General features: G+C 62.7%; 17 protein-coding genes. 4 read left to right on the top strand and 13 right to left on the bottom strand.

Translation table 11 applies throughout. The annotated features are described in order from the left end of the window. Window positions 1–340: 340 nt before the first annotated feature. Window positions 341–2,431 carry a DNA topoisomerase IV subunit B gene (gene parE / locus HDIA_RS07775; protein ID WP_099555654.1) on the top strand — a complete coding sequence of 697 codons (2,091 nt, stop codon included), beginning with the start codon at window positions 341–343 and terminating at the stop codon, window positions 2,429–2,431. A 53-nt stretch (window positions 2,432–2,484) separates the two neighbouring features. On the opposite strand, the gene HDIA_RS07770 is transcribed toward parE, so the two are convergent. From HDIA_RS07770 to HDIA_RS07715, 12 genes are all read right to left on the bottom strand, one after another. Further along, window positions 2,485–3,447 carry a ligand-gated ion channel gene (locus HDIA_RS07770; RefSeq protein WP_099555653.1) on the bottom strand — a complete coding sequence of 321 codons (963 nt, stop codon included), beginning with the start codon at window positions 3,445–3,447 and terminating at the stop codon, window positions 2,485–2,487. A 183-nt stretch (window positions 3,448–3,630) separates the two neighbouring features. Then, complete coding sequence (locus HDIA_RS07765) at window positions 3,631–4,083, bottom strand: type II toxin-antitoxin system RatA family toxin (protein ID WP_099555652.1); 453 nt, start codon at window positions 4,081–4,083, stop codon at window positions 3,631–3,633. Between the two features lie 57 nt (window positions 4,084–4,140). Then, window positions 4,141–5,115 carry a lipoyl synthase gene (gene lipA / locus HDIA_RS07760; protein WP_099555651.1) on the bottom strand — a complete coding sequence of 325 codons (975 nt, stop codon included), beginning with the start codon at window positions 5,113–5,115 and terminating at the stop codon, window positions 4,141–4,143. 106 nt (window positions 5,116–5,221) lie between these two features. Continuing rightward, on the bottom strand, window positions 5,222–6,253 hold the full coding sequence (locus HDIA_RS25955) for a methyl-accepting chemotaxis protein (RefSeq protein WP_099555650.1): 1,032 nt from the start codon (window positions 6,251–6,253) through the stop codon (window positions 5,222–5,224). Between the two features lie 199 nt (window positions 6,254–6,452). Beyond that, the gene (locus tag HDIA_RS07750) at window positions 6,453–6,701 is read right to left on the bottom strand and encodes a GlsB/YeaQ/YmgE family stress response membrane protein (protein WP_099555649.1); all 249 of its coding nucleotides are present in this window, start codon (window positions 6,699–6,701) and stop codon (window positions 6,453–6,455) included. A 61-nt stretch (window positions 6,702–6,762) separates the two neighbouring features. Then, a complete protein-coding gene (locus HDIA_RS07745; protein ID WP_099555648.1) occupies window positions 6,763–7,380 on the bottom strand; it encodes a 2-hydroxychromene-2-carboxylate isomerase in 618 nt (205 codons plus the stop codon). A gap of 34 nt (window positions 7,381–7,414) precedes the next feature. Then, window positions 7,415–8,854 carry a dihydrolipoyl dehydrogenase gene (gene lpdA / locus HDIA_RS07740; RefSeq protein WP_425432926.1) on the bottom strand — a complete coding sequence of 480 codons (1,440 nt, stop codon included), beginning with the start codon at window positions 8,852–8,854 and terminating at the stop codon, window positions 7,415–7,417. A gap of 17 nt (window positions 8,855–8,871) precedes the next feature. Further along, on the bottom strand, window positions 8,872–9,162 hold the full coding sequence (locus HDIA_RS07735; protein WP_099555647.1) for a GIY-YIG nuclease family protein: 291 nt from the start codon (window positions 9,160–9,162) through the stop codon (window positions 8,872–8,874). A 387-nt stretch (window positions 9,163–9,549) separates the two neighbouring features. Then, complete coding sequence (locus HDIA_RS07730; protein ID WP_099555646.1) at window positions 9,550–10,902, bottom strand: pyruvate dehydrogenase complex dihydrolipoamide acetyltransferase; 1,353 nt, start codon at window positions 10,900–10,902, stop codon at window positions 9,550–9,552. A 14-nt stretch (window positions 10,903–10,916) separates the two neighbouring features. Then, the gene (locus HDIA_RS07725; protein ID WP_099555645.1) at window positions 10,917–12,332 is read right to left on the bottom strand and encodes a pyruvate dehydrogenase complex E1 component subunit beta; all 1,416 of its coding nucleotides are present in this window, start codon (window positions 12,330–12,332) and stop codon (window positions 10,917–10,919) included. A gap of 17 nt (window positions 12,333–12,349) precedes the next feature. After that, window positions 12,350–13,411, bottom strand: a complete 1,062-nt coding sequence (gene pdhA, locus HDIA_RS07720; protein WP_099555644.1) for a pyruvate dehydrogenase (acetyl-transferring) E1 component subunit alpha — start codon at window positions 13,409–13,411, stop codon at window positions 12,350–12,352. A gap of 211 nt (window positions 13,412–13,622) precedes the next feature. Beyond that, window positions 13,623–13,952: an FtsB family cell division protein gene (locus HDIA_RS07715; protein WP_157775423.1), complete on the bottom strand. Its 330-nt coding sequence runs from the start codon at window positions 13,950–13,952 to the stop codon at window positions 13,623–13,625. Between the two features lie 405 nt (window positions 13,953–14,357). Here HDIA_RS07715 and HDIA_RS07710 point away from each other — a divergent pair, with 405 nt between their 5' ends. From HDIA_RS07710 to HDIA_RS07700, 3 genes are all read left to right on the top strand, one after another. Then, window positions 14,358–15,668 carry a tetratricopeptide repeat protein gene (locus HDIA_RS07710; RefSeq protein ID WP_099555642.1) on the top strand — a complete coding sequence of 437 codons (1,311 nt, stop codon included), beginning with the start codon at window positions 14,358–14,360 and terminating at the stop codon, window positions 15,666–15,668. A 193-nt stretch (window positions 15,669–15,861) separates the two neighbouring features. Then, window positions 15,862–17,274, top strand: coding sequence for a cytochrome P450 (locus HDIA_RS07705; protein WP_245884196.1), 1,413 nt, complete (start codon window positions 15,862–15,864; stop codon window positions 17,272–17,274). A 9-nt stretch (window positions 17,275–17,283) separates the two neighbouring features. After that, complete coding sequence (locus tag HDIA_RS07700; RefSeq protein WP_099555640.1) at window positions 17,284–18,279, top strand: lysophospholipid acyltransferase family protein; 996 nt, start codon at window positions 17,284–17,286, stop codon at window positions 18,277–18,279. 212 nt (window positions 18,280–18,491) lie between these two features. Here HDIA_RS07700 and eno read toward each other — a convergent pair whose 3' ends face one another. Continuing rightward, on the bottom strand, window positions 18,492–19,766 hold the full coding sequence (gene eno, locus HDIA_RS07695) for a phosphopyruvate hydratase (protein WP_099555639.1): 1,275 nt from the start codon (window positions 19,764–19,766) through the stop codon (window positions 18,492–18,494). Window positions 19,767–20,776: the final 1,010 nt, after the last annotated feature.

Raw genomic sequence — 20,776 nt, 5'->3', positions numbered from 1 at the left:
TTTTTGCATCGCAACACTATGCGGGCGATCCTTAACAGAACCTTCCGGAGCCGCATGGTCGACCAAACTTCATGGAAGTGGTGGATTTCGGCCACAGTCCCCAGAACATACCAAGAACTTTTCTCGCATCTTTACGAATTGGATGGCATGATTGCCTGTGATTCGACTAAGACCGGAAGACGGTGGCTCAGTCCCCTGCCCGCGCGCAGCCATGAGCCGCAAATCCGTCTTATTGATGGGCCGCGAGCGGCGCCCCGAGAGCACGCCGGCTTCCGACAGACCGGAAGCCCTGCCGAGTTCTTCGGGCAAGGAGCGACCCGAGAGGACGCAAAGGCCACGGATGACCAATCGCGACGATCTTTTCGCCGACCTCGAGGCTGCGGTGCGCGCCGCGAAAACGAAGTCCGAAAGCCGCCAGACCAAGGCCCCCGAGCCGCGCCCGGCCCCGACCGTGGCGGCAAGGCCCTCGCCGCGTGCTGCGTCTTCTGCCGCTCCTGCCGTGGAGGGGGATTACAACGCATCGGCCATCGAGGTCCTGGAAGGGCTGGAGCCGGTGCGCCGGCGTCCGGGCATGTATATCGGCGGCACGGACGAGCGGGCCTATCACCATCTCTTCGCCGAAGTCATCGACAACTCGATGGACGAGGCCGTTGCGGGACATGCGACCTGGATCGAGGTCAATCTCGATGCGGACGGTTTTCTCTCCGTGTCCGACAACGGCCGCGGCATCCCAGTCGACCCGCATCCCAAATTCCCGGACAAGTCGGCGCTCGAAGTCATCATGACGACGCTGCATGCGGGCGGCAAATTCGACAGCAAGGTCTATGAGACCTCCGGCGGTCTGCACGGCGTCGGCGTTTCGGTGGTCAATGCTCTTTCCGACCTTCTGGAAGTCGAGGTGGCGCGCGGGCGCCAACTCTATCGCCAGACCTTCACGCGCGGGCATGCGCAGGGACCGATCGAAAAGCTCGGCGACGTGATGAACCGGCGCGGCACGAAGGTGCGCTTCCGGCCGGACACCGAGATTTTCGGCAAGAGCCTCAAGTTCGATCCGGCGCGGCTTCTGCGCATGGCCCGCTCCAAGGCGTATCTTTTCGGCGGTGTGGAAATCCGCTGGTCCTGCGATCCCTCTCTGGTGGAGGGCAGCAAGACGCCGGCCGAGGCCGTGTTCAAGTTTCCGGGCGGCCTGCGCGATTATCTCGCTGAGGCGCTCGACGGCGAACGGCGCGTGGTGGAGGAGATTTTCGCCGGACGCACGGCGAAGACCGGCGGCCATGGAGCGGTCGAATGGGCCGTCGCCTGGTTCGCGGGTGACGGCTACTGCAACTCCTACTGCAACACGATCCCGACGCCCGAAGGCGGCACGCACGAACAGGGCTTTCGCCTCGCGCTCATGCGCGGCCTCAAGGCCTATGGCGACCTCGTCGGCAACAAGCGCGTTGCCGCGATCACCGCCGACGACGTGATGACGTCCGCCGCAGGCATGCTTTCGGTCTTCATCCGCGAGCCGGAATTCGTCGGCCAGACCAAGGACAAGCTCTCGACCTCCGAGGCAACGCGCATCGTCGAAAAGGCAATCAGCGACGCCTTCGACCACTGGCTGACGGATTCGCCGAGCCAGGCCGGCAAGCTGCTGGAATGGGTCATCGAGCGGGCCGACGAGCGCATTCGCCGGCGGCAGGAAAAGGAAGTGAGCCGCAAGACGGCGGTGCGCAAGCTGCGCCTGCCCGGAAAGCTCGCGGACTGCTCGCAGACCGCCGCGCAAGGCTCCGAGATCTTCATCGTGGAGGGCGACTCGGCCGGCGGGTCGGCCAAGCAGGCGCGCAACCGGTCCAGTCAGGCCGTTCTTCCGCTGCGCGGCAAGATCCTCAATGTCGCGAGCGCCGGCCGTGAAAAGCTCGGCCAGAACCAGCAGCTTGCCGATCTCCTGCAGGCCCTCGGCTGCGGCACGCGCAACCATTATCGCGAAGAGGATCTGCGCTACGACAAGGTGATCGTGATGACCGACGCCGACGTCGACGGTGCGCACATCGCCTCGCTGCTGATCACCTTCTTCTATCGCGAACTGCCGGAGATCATCCAGCAGGGGCATCTCTATCTCGCCGTGCCGCCGCTCTATCGCCTGAGCCAGGGCGGCAAGACGCTCTATGCCCGCGACGACGCGCACCGCGAGGAACTTCTGAGGACGGTGTTCAAGGGCAAGCAGAAGGTCGAGATCGGGCGCTTCAAGGGCCTTGGCGAGATGATGCCTCACCAGCTCAAGGAAACGACCATGGATCCGAAGAGCCGGACGCTGTTGCGTGTCGAACTGATCGACGGCGAGATCGAGCTGACGGCGACTTCCGTGGAACGGCTGATGGGCAACAAGCCCGAGGGCCGCTTCAACTTCATCCAGGAAAACGCCGAGTTCGCCCACGATCTGGATATCTGAGGGCGTGGGATCGGACGCCGATTTCCGTGCTTTGTTCCGGACGCGCTGTCGTTCTAGATGAGCAGCGCCCAGGCGAAGCAGATCGCCAGCAGCAATGCGTGGACGGTGATGACGATCAGACCAAGCCGGTTCAGCCGTGCGGTCGAGACGCCGAAGAGAAGGCCGTCCTGACTGTTGTGGATTGCCACCGACAGGGCCATCGTGAAGACGATGGCGCTGAACGTGATGAGCGTGATCTGGTCGACAAGGCCGAAGACCGCGTCATAGCCGACGGCATCCTCCAGCCGATAGCGATTGAAGACCGCCGCGAAGATCGAACCCGTCGAGATGCCGATGCGGGTGCCGAACTCCTTCACCGGAATGGCGAAAACCATCGCCGTGATGAAGAAGGCGACGAGGAAACCGGTGAACTTTTCCAGAAACAGCAGCGATCTGTTCCGGGACACGTCGATATTGATGGCAAGGCGGGAAAACGTCGGGCTTTCCGCGCGGTAGCCGAAGCCGGTTTCATAGGCCGCCTCTCGGCTTTCCAGTGTGAGCGCCCGTACGGTCCAGCCGGGCACGGAGACGAAATCCGCGATATCGGAATCCTTCGTGTCCGGAACGAAGGCGACCTTTTCGATGTCGCTTGTGGTTTCGATCAGCAGCAGGAGTGTCTGGTCGTCGAAGGGATATTTGCGGACATTGTAGGCCTGGTTGACGACGGCCTCGACAAGGACCGCCGAATAGGACGAGCCATCGTCGAAGGTCTTCCGAGCGATCGTCTGGACAGTGGCGCTGCGCGCGAGAACTTCCAGCTCGGCCTTGGGATCGAAGGTCCCCTCGGGGTCGCTGAACCAGAGGAAGGCGGAAATGCGGAAACTGCCGTCGGAGGGGCTGAGCGACGACAGCGACGAGACGAAGACGCCAGCCTTGATCTCACGCGCCTGAGCCGGACCGGCGGCTCCGATGGCGAGGCCAATGGCCAGCAGGAGCGGACCGAACCGACCTGCGATGACCCAAGCCCACGAGATCATCCATCCTGCGTTCGAGCAGCGATGACCGCGCCGACCTCCAACACTTTTCGCCGCCTGCATTGACCAGCCCCTCCGGTCCCTCTCCCGATCTCATGGTGATCGAGACACAGACCGTCCGCAAGGCTGCATCAGGTCGGGGGCATTTGCCGACCCTCGGCCCTACCGGGACATCGAAATCGGTGGTCAGGTGCCGTAGACCGCATCCGCCCGAGCCTCGAAGGCGTCGGTGAACTTGCGGAAAGCGCGGTCGAACATGGCGCCCATCAGCGCGCCAAGGGTGCGGCTCTTGAACTCGTAGGAGATGAAGAAGCAGATATTGCAGGCATCCTCGCCCAGCGGCTCGAACGTCCAGCGGTTCTCCAGGAAGTGGAAGGGACCGTCGATATATTCGACCAGGACCAGCCACTTGTCCCGCTGCAGGGTGACCTTCGAGGTAAAGGTCTCGCGGATCAACTTGTAGCCGACGGCCATGTCCGCGATCAGCACCTCGCTGCCGTCGTCCATGGTCTTGCGCTGGCGGACCTTCAGGCTTTCGCACATGGGGACGAAGCGGGGGTACTGCTCCACATCCGCGACGAGATCGAACATCTCGTCAGCCGAATGCGCGACGCGATGCTTCGTCTGAAATTGCGGCATGCTTCAAGCCTTCCCCTGCCCCGGTCAACCTTTCAAGGCCGTTGGGTACACGTCCCTTCAGGCAACCGCAAGCTTGGCCGCACGGGCGGCGCGCAGGCGCTCGAAATCCTCCCCGGCATGATGCGAGGAACGCGTCAGCGGGCTGGAGGAGACCATCAGGAAGCCCTTGGTGTAGGCGATGGTCTCGAAGGACTTGAATTCCTCGGGCGTGACGAAGCGTGCAACCGCATGGTGGCGCCGCGTCGGCTGGAGATATTGCCCGATGGTGAGGAAATCGACGTCGGCGGTGCGAAGGTCGTCCATGAGCTGGAGCACTTCGTTCCGCTCCTCGCCGAGCCCGACCATGATGCCCGACTTGGTGAACATCGTCGGGTCCAGTTCCTTGACCTTCTGCAGGAGCCGGATCGAATGGAAATAGCGGGCGCCCGGCCGAACGGTGAGGTACTTCGACGGCACCGTTTCCAGATTGTGGTTGAAGACGTCGGGCTTTGCCTCGACGACAATCTCCAGAGCGCCGGGCTTCCTTAAAAAGTCGGGCGTCAGCACCTCGATCGTCGTCGAGGGCGAGCGGGCGCGGATCGCGCGGATGACCTCGGCGAAATGGCGCGCACCGCCGTCGTCCAGATCGTCTCGGTCGACGGAGGTGATGACGACGTGGTTGAGGCCGAGCTTCTCGACCGCGTTGGCGACGTTTTCCGGCTCATGAGTGTCGAGCGCGCCCGGCAGGCCGGTCTTGACGTTGCAGAAGGCGCAGGCGCGCGTGCAGGTGTCGCCCATGATCATCATGGTCGCGTGCTTCTTGGTCCAGCACTCGCCGATGTTGGGGCAGCCGGCCTCCTCGCACACGGTGACAAGGCCGTTGGCGCGGACGACGTTTTCGGTTTCCTTGTAGAGCGGCGAGCCCGGGGCCTTCACCCTGATCCAGTCGGGCTTGCGCAGGACCGGCGTTTCCGGGCGCTTGGCCTTTTCCGGATGGCGGGGGCGCGATGTTTCGGCGCCGGTCTTGTTGGTCCTGTCGAGAATCGTGACCATGCTCGTTTCCTGCCAATCGTCGTTGTCTGCAGTTCTAGCAAAGGGCCGGACCGGATGACACCCAGAAACGCTCAAGGCAGCAATGCGATAGGAGGGCGGCAGAAATTCACCGGAGCTGCTGGACGATGACGCCGCGCCAGCCAAGGCCGCGATAGGTTTCGTAGCCGGGCGTCAGGTGCCACGCTATCAGCGCGTTGCCCTCGATGGTGTAGCCATTGGCGGCCTGGCCGATGCCCGCTACGCTCTCACTGAGGACACCCCGCTTGTCGGAGGCGGCAATCGTCCGGCCGGACCGATCGACGATCAGGACGCGGGACCTTTGCCGCTCCTCATCCGAGAGGCGAACGCCATCGACGATCGTCTGGGCCTGAGCCTCCCAATCGAAATGGATCGCGAGCAATCCGATCGCCTTGCCGTTGATGTTCCCGCCGGCCCGGACCGGCGTCACATAGGTCGCGACCATGGCGTTTTCCAGCAGCGGTTCGCGGTCGACGTCCTCGGCATGGAAGTCATCGCCCGTCGCAAGGCGAATGCCTTCGCGGAACCACCGCTGATGAGAGACGTCGGCTCCGGCCGCGCGATAGCGGTCGGGCCTGCCATTGGCGAGCACCTTGCCATCCATGTCGCAGAGCCAGAGATCGAGGTAGACGGTGTAGGCGCCGAGAATAACAGCCAGCCGGTTGCTTGCATGCCGGCAGCTTTCGGCGGTCGGGTCCTCCGCGCAGGCGACAAAGGCCGAATCCGTCGCCCACCAGCGCACGTCGCAGGTCCGTTCATAGAGATTGCGATCGACGATCTCGATGCCGTTCAGCGCCAGATCGACGAGGCGCGTTCCCTGCGCGGCCTTGGCCATCGCATCGGCCAGCGTGGAAATCGCCCCGATCTCGCGGGCGAGCTCGTCTTCGAGCCCATCGGACAGCGCGTCGACCTCGGTGGAGATCCCCCTCACCTCCTGGCTAACGATGGCAAAACCGCGTCCCACCTCGCCGGCCCGTTCGGCCTCGATCAGGGCATTGAGGGCGAGAATGCGCATGCGCCGATTGATGGTCCTGATCTGGTTGACCTTGCTGAAGGCAACATCGCGGACACTCTGGGCCCTTAGGGAAAGGTCGTTAATCGTAACCGGCGATTCGCTCATGGCATCCCCCTGAAATCAGGGAGATATCGCACCCGGCCGATTTTACATTTGGTAAATCCGAAAACGCCGAAATGCCTGAAATCTATGCAGAATTCCGACTTTCATCGGGCTTTCCGATCGCCCAAATCACAATCTCTATTGAAAACAGGGAGATACGATTTCTCTTCGACTAAAGTCGTAAGTAGTTGCGCGTATATCGTCAGCGTCGAATTAGACCAACGAGGTATAGCAGAACGATAGCCCCAATCGTGGAGACAATGAGCGAGCCGATCCAGCCGCCCTGGACCATGACGCCAAGGCTCCTGAAGAGCACGGCACCCAGAAACGAACCGACGATCCCGACGACCAGATTCATCAGGAGCCCGCCCTCCCGCTTCATCACCCGCCCGGCAATGAAGCCGGCCAGAATGCCGATGATGATGATTCCAATGAGTCCAACGCCCATCATGGCCCGTCTCCCCCTTTGCCGGATCGCCGCAACGCCAACGCCAAGCCCCACCTTGCAAGCCTCAGAGCGCCGCGCGCCCAGCGTATTCGTGCTCACAGGCCCAGTCGAGCGCCTGTTCCAGACGATCGTTGCCCCAGAAAAGCTCGCCGTCGTCGCAGACGAATGTCGGCGCGCCGAAGATGCCGCGCGCCCGGGCCGTGTCGACATTGCCGCGAAGCTTGTCCTTGATCTCGTCGGAGTTGGCCTTCATGCGGCTCGACCGCGGATCGCCGCCGCAGGCCCTGACGATCGGCTCCAGCACGCCCGGATCGCCGATATCGAGCCCCTCGGCGAAATTGGCCCGGAAGACCGCGCGCGAGAAGTCCTTGCCCCAGCCCTCGCGGAGACCGACAAGGGCGAGGCGCGCGGCGGCAAGCCCGTTCTGCGGAAATTTCATGGGGCGCGAAAAGGGAATTTTGAGCGAGGCGCAGATGCGTTCCAGGTCGCGCCACATATAGCGCCCCTTCACGGCCACCTCATTGAAGGGGCTGTCGGAGAGGCCCTGCTGCTCCTTGAAGAGCGGCCCGAGCAAAAACGGGCGCCACTCGATGGCAATGCCGCGCTGCTCCGCCTCCTCTTCGACACGCATCGCCGCCGGATAGGAGTAGGAGGACGCGAACTCGTACCAGAACTGGACCATTCGCGTCCCCCTGCATTCTTGTGTGATCCCACTGTTATACGTGGATCGCACGCCCATAGGCGTCAAGGACGCTCTCGTGCATCATCTCCGAGAGGGTCGGGTGCGGGAAGACCGTATGCATCAGGTCTTCCTCGGTCGTTTCCAGGTTCATCGCGACGACAAAGCCCTGGATCAACTCGGTCACCTCGGCGCCGATCATGTGCGCGCCGAGAAGCTGTCCGGTCTTGGCGTCGAAGACGGTCTTGACCAGGCCCTCCGGCTCGCCAAGCGCAATCGCCTTGCCGTTGCCGATGAAGGGGAAGCGGCCGACCTTGACCTCGTAGCCGGCGTCCTTCGCCTTCTTTTCCGTGAGGCCGACGGATGCGACCTGGGGATGGCAGTAGGTGCAGCCCGGGATCTTCAGCTTGTCCATCGCGTGGGGATGCTTGCCGGCAATCGCCTCGACGCAGATGACGCCCTCGTGCTCGGCCTTGTGGGCCAGCATCGGCGGGCCGGCGACGTCGCCAATGGCATAGATGCCCGGCACGTTCGTCTTGCCATAGGGGTCGGCGACGATGCAGCCACGATCGGTCTTGACGCCGAGTTCCTCAAGGCCGAGGCCCTCGATGTTGCCGACGACGCCGACGGCCGAAATCACACGATCGACGGTCATCGTCTGGGTCTTGCCGTCCTTCAGCTCAAGGGTTGCCGTCACGCTGTTGGCGCCCTTGTCGAGCTTGGTCACCTTGGTCTCGGTGAAAATCTTGATGCCCTGCTTCTCGAAGCGCTTTTGCGCCATCGTCGCGATCTCGGCGTCCTCGACGGGCAGGATCTGCGGCAGCACCTCGACCACGGTCACCTCGGCGCCCATGGTGCGGTAGAAGCTGGCGAACTCGATGCCGATCGCGCCCGAGCCGACGACGAGCAGCGACTTCGGCATCGCCTCCGGCACCATCGCCTCGAAATAGGTCCAGACCAGCTTTTTGTCCGGCTCAAGGCCCGGCAGGACGCGCGGACGCGCGCCAGTGGCGACGATGATGTTCTTGCCCGTGTAGCTGCCCGCGCCCAGGGCGCCCTTCGGCGGATTGTCAGCGGCGACCACGTCCACCTTGCCGCCCTTGGCAAGCTTGGCCGTGCCCCAGATCACGTCGACCTTGTTCTTCTTCAGAAGGAAGCCGACGCCGGTGTTGAGCTGGGCCGAGACGCCGCGCGAGCGCTTGACGATCGCGGCCGCGTCGAAGCCGATCTTTTCGGCAGACAGGCCGTAGTCCTTGGCATGCGTCATGTAGTGGTAGATTTCGGCCGAGCGCAACAGCGCCTTGGTCGGGATACAACCCCAGTTGAGGCAGATGCCGCCCAGGTGCTTGGCCTCGACAACAGCCGTCTTCAGCCCAAGCTGCGCGGAGCGGATAGCCGCGACGTAGCCGCCAGGGCCGCCGCCAATTATGATGACGTCATATTGGGACATGGTCTTCTTGCCCTCATTCTTGGTCATTGGGCGGGTAAGGACTGCTAACGTGCCAACCCGTCGAATAAGTCGACCCATTCAGGGTTCGTGTTTTCGATCACTCGAAGTTTCCAGTCACGACGCCACCTCTTGAGCTGCTTCTCGCGAAGGATGGCCGCCTCCATCGTCTCGTGTGCCTCAAACCAGACCAATCGATGAACGTGATATCGACTGGTGAACCCTGGAATGATGCCCGTGCGATGGTCATGAACCCTCGCACTGAGATTGCTCGTGACGCCGATATAGAGCGTGCCGTTGCGTCGACTTGCCAGGATGTAGACGCACGGCTCCTTCATGCGTCGTTTCGGTTCCTACCGTATTGTCCGAGACCGCGGACAGAAACACTCCGTCGCCGTCATTTTTCCGGCAGCCCGGATGGCAACAATTCCGTATTCGTCATCCCCGCGAAAGCGGGGACCCAGCCCGCCACTCTGACGAGCTCGGCCGCGCATCTGTCTGCCCTCATCCTTTGCAGATGACACTGGTGCCAACGTCTCCATCTGCGCCTTCCCTTGCCGATCGCTGGGTCCCCGCTTTCGCGGGGATGACGACGATGGAAGCGTCAAACTGGAGGAGATGCCGGAGCCAGTACAGAAATCCGCCTCACCCGGATTTCATTTCATCGGCAAAGCGAACGAGGTGGAGTATGGCGGAAACTCCGCCATGCTCCCCTACAGTGATTTTCACACCAGCATCGACATCGGCTTTTCGATATAGCCCTTGATCAATCCGATGAGTTCGGCCGAGAGAGCGCCGTCGAGGCAGCGGTGGTCGGAGGTGAGCGTGATGCTCATGACCGTCGCGACGGCAAGCTCGCCGTTCTTGACGACCGGGCGCTGCTCGCCGGCGCCGACCGCCAGGATCGAGGCGTGTGGCGGGTTGATCACGGCGGTGAAGTCCTTCACCCCGAACATGCCGAGGTTGGAGATCGCCGTCGTGCCGCCCTGATACTCTTCGGGCTTCAGCTTGCGCTCGCGCGCCCGCTTGGCCAGATCCTTCATCTCGTTGGAGATGACCGACAGTGTCTTTTCCTCGGTCCGGCGCAGGATTGGCGTGATGAGGCCGCGATCCGGCAGCACGGTGGCGACGCCGATGTCGACGTTGCGGTGCTTGATCATGGCGCTTTCGGTCCAGGAGACGTTGGCATCGGGAATGGCCTTGTAGGCCATCGCCATCGCCTTGATCACCATGTCGTTGACCGAGAGCTTGTAGGCGGGCTTGCCACCCACTTCCGGCGCGTCCTTGTTGAGCTGCGCGCGCAAGGCGAGCAGGTCGTCGATCATGCAGTCGACCGTGATGTAGAAGGCCGGCACCTGCTGGCGGGCCTCGGTCATGCGCTTGGCGATCACCTTGCGCATGCTGTCGTGCGGCACGAGATCGTAGGAGCCCTCGGCGAAGAGCTTCAGGATCGCGTCGTCGGATGGCGGAGCCGAAACCTTGGAAGCCTCCGGGGCAGCCGTCGCTGCGGGCGCAGGTGCCGCAGCAGGCGCGGCGGCGGGCTTGGCACCCGGCTTGGCGCTTTCGACATCCTTCAGAACGATGCGGCCATGCGGGCCGGAGCCGGCGATGGCGGCAAGGTCGAGGCCCTTTTCCTTGGCAACGCGGCGGGCGAGCGGCGAGGCGAAGATGCGGGCCTCGCCGTTGGCCGACGGTGCCGGACCGGCAGCCACCGGAGCGGGCGCCGGTGCGGGCTCGGCCTTGGCCGGTTCGGGGGCAGCCGCTGGCGCAGGCGCTGCCTCGGCCTTGGGAGCCGGGGCCGCGCCGCCGCCGCTTGCGGCAGCGCTGACGTCCTCGCCTTCCTCGGCCAGGATCGCGATCAGGTCGTTGACCGGAACGTCGGAGGTGCCCTCGGGGATCACGATCTTGGCGATCGTGCCCTCGTCGACGGCCTCGACCTCCATCGTCGCCTTGTCGGTCTCGATCTCGGCAATCACGTCACCGGCGGAGATGGTGTCGCCTTCCTTGACGAGCCACTTGGCAAGGTTGCCCTTCTCCATGGTCGGCGAGAGGGCCGGCATCAGAATATTGATCGGCATGTTATCCTCCCCCGTCAGGCCGTGTAGGTGACGGCTTTGACCGCTTCGATGACCTCGCCGACATTCGGCAGGGCGAGCTTTTCGAGGTTGGCGGCATAGGGCATCGGAACGTCCTTGCCCGTGATCCGCAGCACCGGCGCATCGAGATAGTCGAAAGCATCGACCATCAGGCGGGCGACGATCTCGGCGCCGACGCCGGACTGCGGCCAGCCCTCTTCCACCGTGACGCAGCGGCCGGTCTTCTTGACCGATTCCACGATCGTGGCGCTGTCCATCGGGCGGATGGTGCGAAGGTCGATGATCTCGGCGTCGATGCCCATCTCGCTCAGCTCTTCCGCCGCCTTGATGGCGTAGGTCATGCCGATGCCGTAGGAGACCAGCGTGACGTCCTTGCCCTTCTTGTGGATGCGCGCCTTGCCGATCGGCAGCACGAAATCGTCGATCTGCGGCACGTCGAAGGTGTGGCCGTAGAGAATTTCGTTTTCCAGGAAGATGACCGGGTTCGGGTCGCGGATCGCGGCTTTCAGCAGGCCCTTGTAGTCGGCCGCGGTGTAGGGCATCACGACCTTGAGGCCCGGCACGTGGCTATACCACGAGGCGTAGCACTGGCTGTGCTGGGCGGCGACGCGGGCCGCGGCGCCGTTGGGACCACGGAAGACGATCGGGCAGCCCATCTGGCCGCCGGACATATACAGCGTCTTGGCCGCCGAGTTGACGATCTGGTCCATCGCCTGCATGGCGAAGTTGAAGGTCATGAACTCGACGATCGGCTTGAGGCCGGCGAAGGCCGCGCCGACGCCGAGGCCGGCAAAGCCATGCTCGGTGATCGGGGTGTCCACCACGCGGCGGGCGCCGAACTCCTGCAGCAAGCCCTGCGTGATCTTGTAGGCGCCCTGATATTCGGCGACTTCCTCACCCATGATGAAGACGTCTTCGTCGCGGCGCATTTCCTCGGCCATGGCGTCGCGCAGCGCTTCGCGGACGGTCATCGGCGCGAAGGTCGTGCCGGCCGGGATTTCCGGATTGTCGGCGACTTCGGTTTTCGGCTGGGCGGGAACCTGGGAGGGCTTTGCCTCCATCGACGGCGGGGCAGCCGGCGTCTCGCGCTTCGGCTCCGGCGGATTTTCAGGCGCAGGCTCGGTGACGGCCTTCGGAGCGGCAGCGCCGTTCAGCGCGCTCTCGTCCTCGCCCTCGCCGAGCAGGATGGCGATCGGCGTGTTGACCTTGACGCCCTCGGTGCCCTCGTCGATGAGGATCTTGCCGATGACGCCCTCGTCAACGGCTTCGACTTCCATCGTCGCCTTGTCGGTCTCGATTTCGGCGATCACGTCACCGGAGGAGACACTGTCGCCCGGTTTCTTCACCCATTTCGCAAGCTTGCCCTCTTCCATCGTCGGAGAGAGCGCCGGCATCAGAATTTCGGTCGGCATCGACGTATCCTCCCCGATTATCTCAGAATATCCGTCCAGAGTTCCGTGGGATCGGGCTCCGGATCGACGCTTGCGAAGTCGGCTGCATCGGCGACAACCGCGCGCACGTTCTTGTCGATGGACTTCAACTCGTCCTCGCCAGCCCATCCGTTCTCGATGAGCCGCAGGCGAACCTGCTCGATCGGATCATGCTCGGTGCGCATCTTCTGCACCTCGTCCTTGGAGCGGTATTTCGCCGGGTCGGACATCGAGTGACCGCGATAGCGGTAGGTCTGCATTTCAAGGATATAGGGCCCGTTGCCCTCGCGGCACCATTTGACGGCGCGCTCGCCGGCGGCCTTGACCGCCCGCACATCCATGCCGTCGACCTGCTCGCCGGGAATGGAGAAGGAAATGCCGCGCTTGGAGAAGTCGGTCTGCGCGGAGGCGCGGTTCACCGACGTGCCCATGGCGTATTTGTTGTTCTCGCAAATAAAAATGACCGGCAGTTTCCACAGCTCGGCCATATTGAAGCTCTCGTAGATCTGGCCCTGGTTCGCGGCGCCATCGCCGAAATAGGCCATCGAGACCGTATCCGAGCCGCGGTATTTGTTGGCGAAGGCAAGGCCCGTCGCGATCGGCACCTGGGCGCCGACGATGCCGTGGCCGCCGAAGAACTGCTTCTCGCGGCTGAACATGTGCATCGAGCCGCCCTTGCCCTTGGAGTAGCCTCCCTGGCGGCCGGTCAGCTCGGCCATGACGCCCTTCGGGTCCATGCCGGTGGCCAGCATGTGGCCGTGATCGCGGTAGCTGGTGACGACCTGGTCCACGCCTTCGACGACGCACATCTGCATGCCGACGACAACCGCTTCCTGGCCGATGTAGAGATGACAGAAGCCGCCGATCAGGCCCATGCCGTAGAGCTGGCCGGCCTTCTCCTCAAACCTGCGGATGAGGAGCATGTCGTGATAGGCCTTGAGCTCTTCTTCCTTGGAAAGCTTGGCGAGTTCGGGTGCTGCGTTCTTAGTGGTGGTGCTGGTGGCTGCCGCAGCAGAGGTACGGGAACGTCCTCGCTTCTGGGCGGTTGCACGTACGGCCATTTGGCCCTCCCCTTCTTTATTCGCCGACTTGTCGTCCGCGTAAGAACTGGAGGGGACGTTAGCCCACTCGTCTGATCAATCCAAGCCATAAAATGGAGAGCATAGCGCCCATGCAAAAGTCGCAACTCTCTGAAAAAACAACGACTTTGGTATTTTAACTGAATTTCAGTTTAAATATTTGAATTAACTCGCTTCCAGTTTCGACCCAGCCTCATTTCGCCTTGGGACGAAGGATCACCAGGTCGTTCGGATCGACGAAATTCAGGGCGTCGCGCGCATGCAGATCGAGTAGGTCCTGGTCGAGCGTCTTGCCGCTCAGCATGCTGACGCGCTTTTCCATTTCGGTGCGCTCGCGCTTCAGGCGATCGAGTTCGGCGCGCAGCTGCGTTGCCCGGCTCTCGGTCTGGGCCCGGCCTGCGATGCCATATTCGCCATGAAAGGCGTGATAGGTGAAATACCCCAGAAAGACCGCCGCCACCGCCGGAAGAGCCAGGCGGCGGAAGGGAGAAGGCCGATACTGGCGGGTCGCCATGGAACTCATGATACAGCAAAAGCCTGAAACATGCGGTTTGACCGGGTTATCCGCCGCAAGGCGAACCATCCGACAGAATGGGCGAATCGTGCACGATCACGGTAAACAGGCGGTTAGCTTTTGAGAAAGTGACCACGCAATGTTGTCGTGCCTGCTGGCGGCGGCGGGTCTTCCCCGGAAAATCGGGCGATCGGCGCGCCCTGCCCCGGTACTGGCCGGTCTTCCTTGCCACGCATCACACGCGCCAGCCAAGACAGTCCGCCGGACCGAATTGCCGCCCAGGCCCAATTTTCCTTGGCAGGCCGGTGGACTTCGCGCGGTGTTTCGACCGAATGTGTAGCGAACCGGCGGCGGCATTCGGGGGGATCCGCAAATCCTTGTCCTGCCGACCGAAGAGCACGGAGGGACGGGACAATGTCCATCGACGAACGTCTGCAGGACGGCATGCGCGCTCATCAGAAGCACGACTTCGCCACGGCGATCGCATGCTACAAGGCCGTCCTCTCGGAGGATCCGAACCATCCGGATGCAATGAGCCTCGTCGGGCTTCTGCTGGCCCAGCACGGCAGGATGGACGATGCGCTTGAAGTGCTCGAAGAGGCCCTTCGCATCAATCCCGACAACCCCTATGCCCTGGTCAATTTCGGCAACGTTCTCATGTCGAAGAGACGGTTCGACGAGGCCTTCAAGGCCTATACCCGGGCCAACGAACTTGACCCGGCGAATGAAGAGGCCTGGGCGAACTCCGGCGCCTGCCTGCGCAATTGCGGACGTATCGAAGACGCCATCAGCGTGCTGACCGCCGCCCGTCAGTCGTTCCCGAAGTCGGTCACCGTGCTGCACAATCTCGCCGTCTGCCACATGTGCCTCGGCGAACACGACAAGGCGGCAGACTGTCTTGAGACCTGTCTTCGCGTCGGCGGATATCAACGCAATCCCTCGCCGATGTGGCATATCACCATGCTGCCGAAACTCGGCCGGCCCGAGCTTGCATCCAAGGTTCTCGGCTATCACCTCTCGCAGCATCCCGAGGATGAGGCTGGGCAGTTTCTTCTCGCCGTCCTCGAAGGGCGGACGTTGCCCAGGGCCACCGACGCCTATATCCGCGAACATTTCGACGACTTCTCGGAAAGCTTCGACGAGGTGCTGGCGCGGATCGACTACCAGGCGCCGCAGTTGATCGTGGATCTTGTCCGCAGGCTGCATCCGGATGACACGAAGTTCGCCAACGTGCTCGACCTTGGTTGCGGCACCGGCCTTTGCGGCATCGAACTGCGGCCCCTCGCCGAGCGGCTTTCGGGCGTCGACCTCTCCGCGGGCATGCTGCGCATGGCGAGCGGACGGGACCTTTACGATTCACTGCAGGAGGGCGAGCTTGTGGCCCATCTCCTGTCCCTTCCCGCCGGTTCTCTCGATCTTGCGACCTGCGCCGACACGCTGTGCTATTTCGGCCCCCTCGACGACTTCATGACCGCCGCCGCGCATGCGCTGAAGCCGGGGGCCCGGCTTGTCGCAACCGTCGAGCATCTGCGGGATGAGGGAGACGATCCTCACCGGATGCTGCTGTCGGGACGGTTCAGCCACCGCGAAAGCCATATCCGCGACAGCGCGCAAGCCGCCGGTCTCGACGTCGTCACGATCGAGTATCCGAGGCTCCGCTATGAACTCGGCGAGGAAATCCACGGCCTGCTCTTCTGCGTCGAGCGCCCGACCGCATCCGCCTGAGCCCAAACGCCCGACGCCGCAACGCCCGATGCCAGCGCGGCGTGCACGTTGTTTTCCGACGTTGCGCGGGTCGTTGTTTTTTGGGACAACCGAGCCGCTCCATCGTCATGGGATTCGAGCGGCCTCCTCCTGCAACCTGTCTTCTTGCAGTGATCGCGTGATGCCGCTCTCAGGCCGCCGGGAAGCCGTTTCGTTGTCATTGCTTGCAAAGATCGCCGGACCATCGCCGCAGACCTTGGAAGAGATCGGCGAGGACTATCTCGTTGCCGCCCATCCACGGCCCTTCGAGGGCGAGCGGGGCCATCTCAAGCTGCTGCTTCAGGCGCGCCGCGATTTCCTCGAGGTCTGGCGCCAGTCGGACTACGCCGGCCAAAATTCCCAGATCAGCATTCTCGGCCGCCAGATCATCGTCGTGAACGCGCCGGAAAGCGTGAAGCAGGTGATGGCGGCGAACCACGAGAACTACGAGCGCAAGACGCCGCAGATGCGCCGGGCGCTGGAGTTCCTGCTCGGCGACGGCCTGTTCATTTCCGACGGCGAGACCTGGCAGCACCGCCGGCCTCTCGTCTCCAACATCGTGCACAAGAACCGCCTGCCCGTCTTCGGCAAGGTCATGGAAAGCGTCACCGCCGAGATGGCGCTGCGCTGGTCGCATCTTGAGCCCGGCGCGACCGTCAACGCGCTCTATGAAATGGCGGCGCTGACGGCGGAGATCATATCGCGCACGGCCTTCGGCAACGACCTTGGCGCCGACAGCGCCAAGGAGGTGATCGAGGGCTTTTCCGGCTACCAGAAGCTCATCGATTCCATCAACATCGGTTATTTCGTCGGCTTCGACGATGGTTTGCCAATCTGGCGCACGCCCAAGCTCAAGGCCTCCGTCGCGCGTATCCACAAGGTCATCGACCGGGTCGTCGACCAGCACCTTGCCGGCAAGGGCGACCAGGACGCGATGATCGACATCATGGTCCGGCGCACGCGGCGCAATCCGAATCTGAAGCTCGACAAGGAGGCCATGCGCAACGAGGCGGCCACGATCTTCATGGCCGGCCACGAGACGACGGCCGCGACGCTGACCTGGGCCTGGTATCTGATCAGTTCCGCGCCCTGGGCCGAAGAGAAGATGCTGGAGGAAATCGCCAGGGTCTGCGGCGACCGCGCCCCGACTGTGGAGGACGTGCCTCAACTCGACTATTGCCGCGCCGTCATCGAGGAAACGCTGAGGCTTTACCCACCGGTGCCGATCCTTGGCCGGCAGGCGCGCGAGGCCGACAAGCTGGGCGACATCGACGTGCAGCCCGCCTCGCTGGTGATCGTCGTGCCGTGGCTCCTGCACCGCAGCCCCGATCTTTGGGAGGAGCCCAACCGCTTCATGCCGGAACGCTTCCTCGACCGGCGGCCCACGCCCTACACCTACGTGCCCTTCGCGGCCGGGCCGCGCATCTGCGCCGGGCTGCAATTCGGCCTGACGGAATCGATCCTCTGCCTTGCGACGCTGGCCCAGCGCTTCAAGGTGCGCGTTGCCGACGGCTTCCACGCCTCGCCCGTCTGCCGGCTGACGCTGCGTCCTGCCGGCGGCCTTCCCGTCACCATCACGCCGCGCTGAGGCTTTTTAATGCGCACCAAGGATCGGGATACAAAGCTGGAAGGACGAAAGGCCTGGGTCTATGAAGCGCCGCAGCCGCCTCCCCTTGCCGATCTTTTCGGCGATGGCGCCAAGCGCCGCGCCTTCTACAATTATCATGTCCGCGACAATTTCTATAACGGCCTCGACTATGCCGTCCATTACGGCCTGAAGCTGCTGCCGAGCGAAACCTGCTCGCGCATCGGCGCCTGGCTTGGGCGCTTCATGGCCCCCCGTTTCCACAAGGAAGCCGAGGCTCGGGCTCGCGCCAACCTCAAACGCCTGAAGCCGGACTGGAGCGAGGCCGAGGTGGAAGACACCCTGATGCGGAACTGGGACAACCAGGGCCGCCTGATGCTGGAGTTCTCCGTCATTCACCGGCTGATGGATGAAGGCCGCATTACGATCGACCGGGCCAGCATGGAGCCAATCATCGCTGCGGCGAAAGCCGGACCGCTCGTCCTCGTCGGGCTCCACATCGGCAACTGGGAAGTGCTCGCCCCGGCCATCCTGTCGCTCGGCATCTCGCCCTACGACATCTACATGCCGCAGAAGAGCCGGGCCCGGACCCACATCGCGGAAACGGTTCGAGCGAAGTTCGGCCTGAGAACCTTGCCGCCGGGCGCAAAGGGCGCGCGGCCGGCGTTGCGCTATCTCAAGGCCGGCGAGACCATCATCATCTTCTGCGATGAGGGCTTCGACTACGAGGTCATGGCGCCCTTCTTCCATCGGGAACCGCATCTTGGCGGCAACCTTTCGGTCGCCGTGCGCCTTGCCCGCCATTCGGGCGCAAGGATCGCCGTCTTCCATGCCGAGCGGACGGAGGGCTGCCGTTTTGTCGCGCGCGGCGATCATGTCATCGACCTGCCCGCGACGGACAATCCCGGCCAGCGGCTCATGGAGGATGTCATCTTCCTCAACGGCCTGATCGAGCCGATCATCCTTGACCATCTCGACCAGTGGTATTTTCTGGATAACGCGCTCTGACGCGGCCGGCCGGCGGCCGCAGCGGCGGTGTTATGCGCTGGATGACACTGGAGTCGTCATCCTCCGCGAAGGCGGAGGATCCACGATAGCCTCCTGACATCATTGTCGTGGATGGTCCGCCTGCGCGGACCATGACGTTGTAGGGAAAGACAAAAAGAGCGGCGAGGTTTCCCCCGCCGCTCTTTCTCATGTCACTGGCCTGATGCCGCCAATCAGCCCTTGAGGATGCTGCGGCCGGCGTAGACCGCCTGCGGGCCGAGTTCCTCGGCGATGCGCATCAACTGGTTGTACTTGGCCACCCGGTCGGAGCGGGCAAGCGAGCCGGTCTTGATCTGACCGCAGTTGGTGGCAACCGCAAGATCCGCGATGGTGCTGTCCTCGGTCTCGCCCGAGCGGTGCGACATGACCGCCGTGTAGCCGGCCTTGTGCGCCGTCTCGACGGCTTCCAGCGTCTCCGACAGGGTGCCGATCTGGTTGACCTTGACGAGGATCGAATTGGCGGTGCCCGACGAGATGCCCTTCTTCAGGCGCTTGGTGTTGGTAACGAACAGGTCGTCGCCGACGAGCTGGGTCTTCGAACCGATCTTGTCGGTGAGCAGCTTCCAGCCCTCCCAGTCGTCCTCGGACATGCCGTCCTCAATCGAGATGATCGGGTATTTGGCGGCCAGCGAGGCGAGGTAATCCACCTGCTCCTCGATCGAGCGGGTCAAGCCCTCGCCCTCGTAGACATACTTGCCGTCCTTGAAGAACTCGGTCGCGGCGCAGTCGAGCGCGAGGAAGATGTCCTCGCCCGGCTTGTAGCCGGCCTTCTCGATCGAGGCGACGACGAAGTCGAGCGCTTGCGTTGCCGAGGCAAGATCCGGGGCGAAGCCGCCCTCGTCGCCGACATTGGTGTTCTTGCCGGCGGCCTTCAGGTCCTTCTTGAGGGTGTGGAAGATTTCCGAGCCCATGCGCACGGCCTCGGCGATGCTCTCGGCACCCACCGGCATGATCATGAATTCCTGGAAGTCGATCGGGTTGTCGGCATGGGCGCCGCCGTTGACGATGTTCATCATCGGCACCGGCAGGATGCGCGAGCTGGCGCCGCCGACATAACGGTAGAGCGGCAGGCCGCTGGCCTCGGCGGCGGCCTTGGCGACCGCCAGCGAGCAGCCGAGGATGGCGTTGGCGCCGAGGCGCGCCTTGTTCTCGGTGCCGTCGAGCTCGATCATGATCTGGTCGATGTGGATCTGATCCTCGGCGTCGAGGCCGATAATCGCCTCGCAGAGGTCGCTGTTGACCGCGTCGACGGCGTTGAGCACGCCCTTGCCGAGATAGCGATCGCCGCCGTCGCGCAGCTCCACCGCCTCATGCGCGCCCGTGGAGGCGCCGGAGGGAACCGCCGCGCGGCCCATCGAGCCGTCTTCGAGGATCACGTCGACCTCGACGGTCGGGTTGCCACGGCTGTCGAGAATTTCACGTCCCACGACGTCGATGATGGCGGTCATTCAATGGCTCCTTGTCCACCCGTTCCGACGGAAGCCGCAAAGCCGGAGGTGTGCTGCGACCCTCGTCCTTATTCGGGCACCTACATAGCCGAGCCATGTGACAATGCCTAGTGCGGCGGATTGGGAAATCGTGGGTGGTTGTAACGCGGTGCGCTAGCCTGAAAAGAATGGCGGTGAGACAAACTGATCCAAGGGCCCCAAAGGCAGGTCAGAGAATTATCTAAGTATGTCGAAACCTGATTTGTACTGAGAGTACATCGCTTAATGATCTAATATTTCTGATCGTTTATCGATCTTAATGGCTAAAACATACATAAAAACTTAAGAGTCGCGCTAGACATCCATGCTGATGCTGTTGATCGATGAATATTGATCTGCTCCCATGGGACGTTGCAGCTTGAATGTCCTGCAATGCCGGTTTGACGCGCTGCTCGACTTAGGACCTGCAAACAGGAAAATTTCCGACGCTGACCAATTATGTCTACTGATTGCGAGTTGTCGCGTCGTTTTTTGGTTGCGATTATCTTCCGTCTGGCCCGGACTGTATTAATCCTTAACTTGCATGCAAAAGTCTGATACACTCTCTTCAAAATTGCAGTCGACAAGTGGGTTGTCGGTCATGCACTTAAACATGTCCACATTTCTTCTGCTGACAGCAGTAGCGCTTTCACCTGCTGCAGCGCGGGCAGCGGAGTATGAGACGATTTGGGTCCATCCCGGACAGAATGTTGATGTCTACTGGGAAATAAATCTTTCCGGGGAGGTCTTCCTTGCCGCAGACACCGATGGTCAACCTGCATGCCTGAACTACTGGTGGATTACTTGGCCACTCGGTCGCAACGTTAATCTCGGGCGTCATTGCGGAGCTGCAACTTTCGAGTTGCCGGGGTTGGGGAGCTTTGCGATTGGCGGGAAGCTGCGGGCTGGTAGAGCGGATGCAGAGACGAGAATACGGGCAACAGCAGATGAAGCTGTTGCACACAAGTTTCCCGATATTAGATTTTGAAGCG

Source organism: Hartmannibacter diazotrophicus (assembly GCF_900231165.1).
Taxonomy (GTDB): domain Bacteria; phylum Pseudomonadota; class Alphaproteobacteria; order Rhizobiales; family Pleomorphomonadaceae; genus Hartmannibacter; species Hartmannibacter diazotrophicus.
Note: the sequence above shows the minus strand (reverse complement) of the source record. Positions and strands in the feature narration are given on the sequence as shown.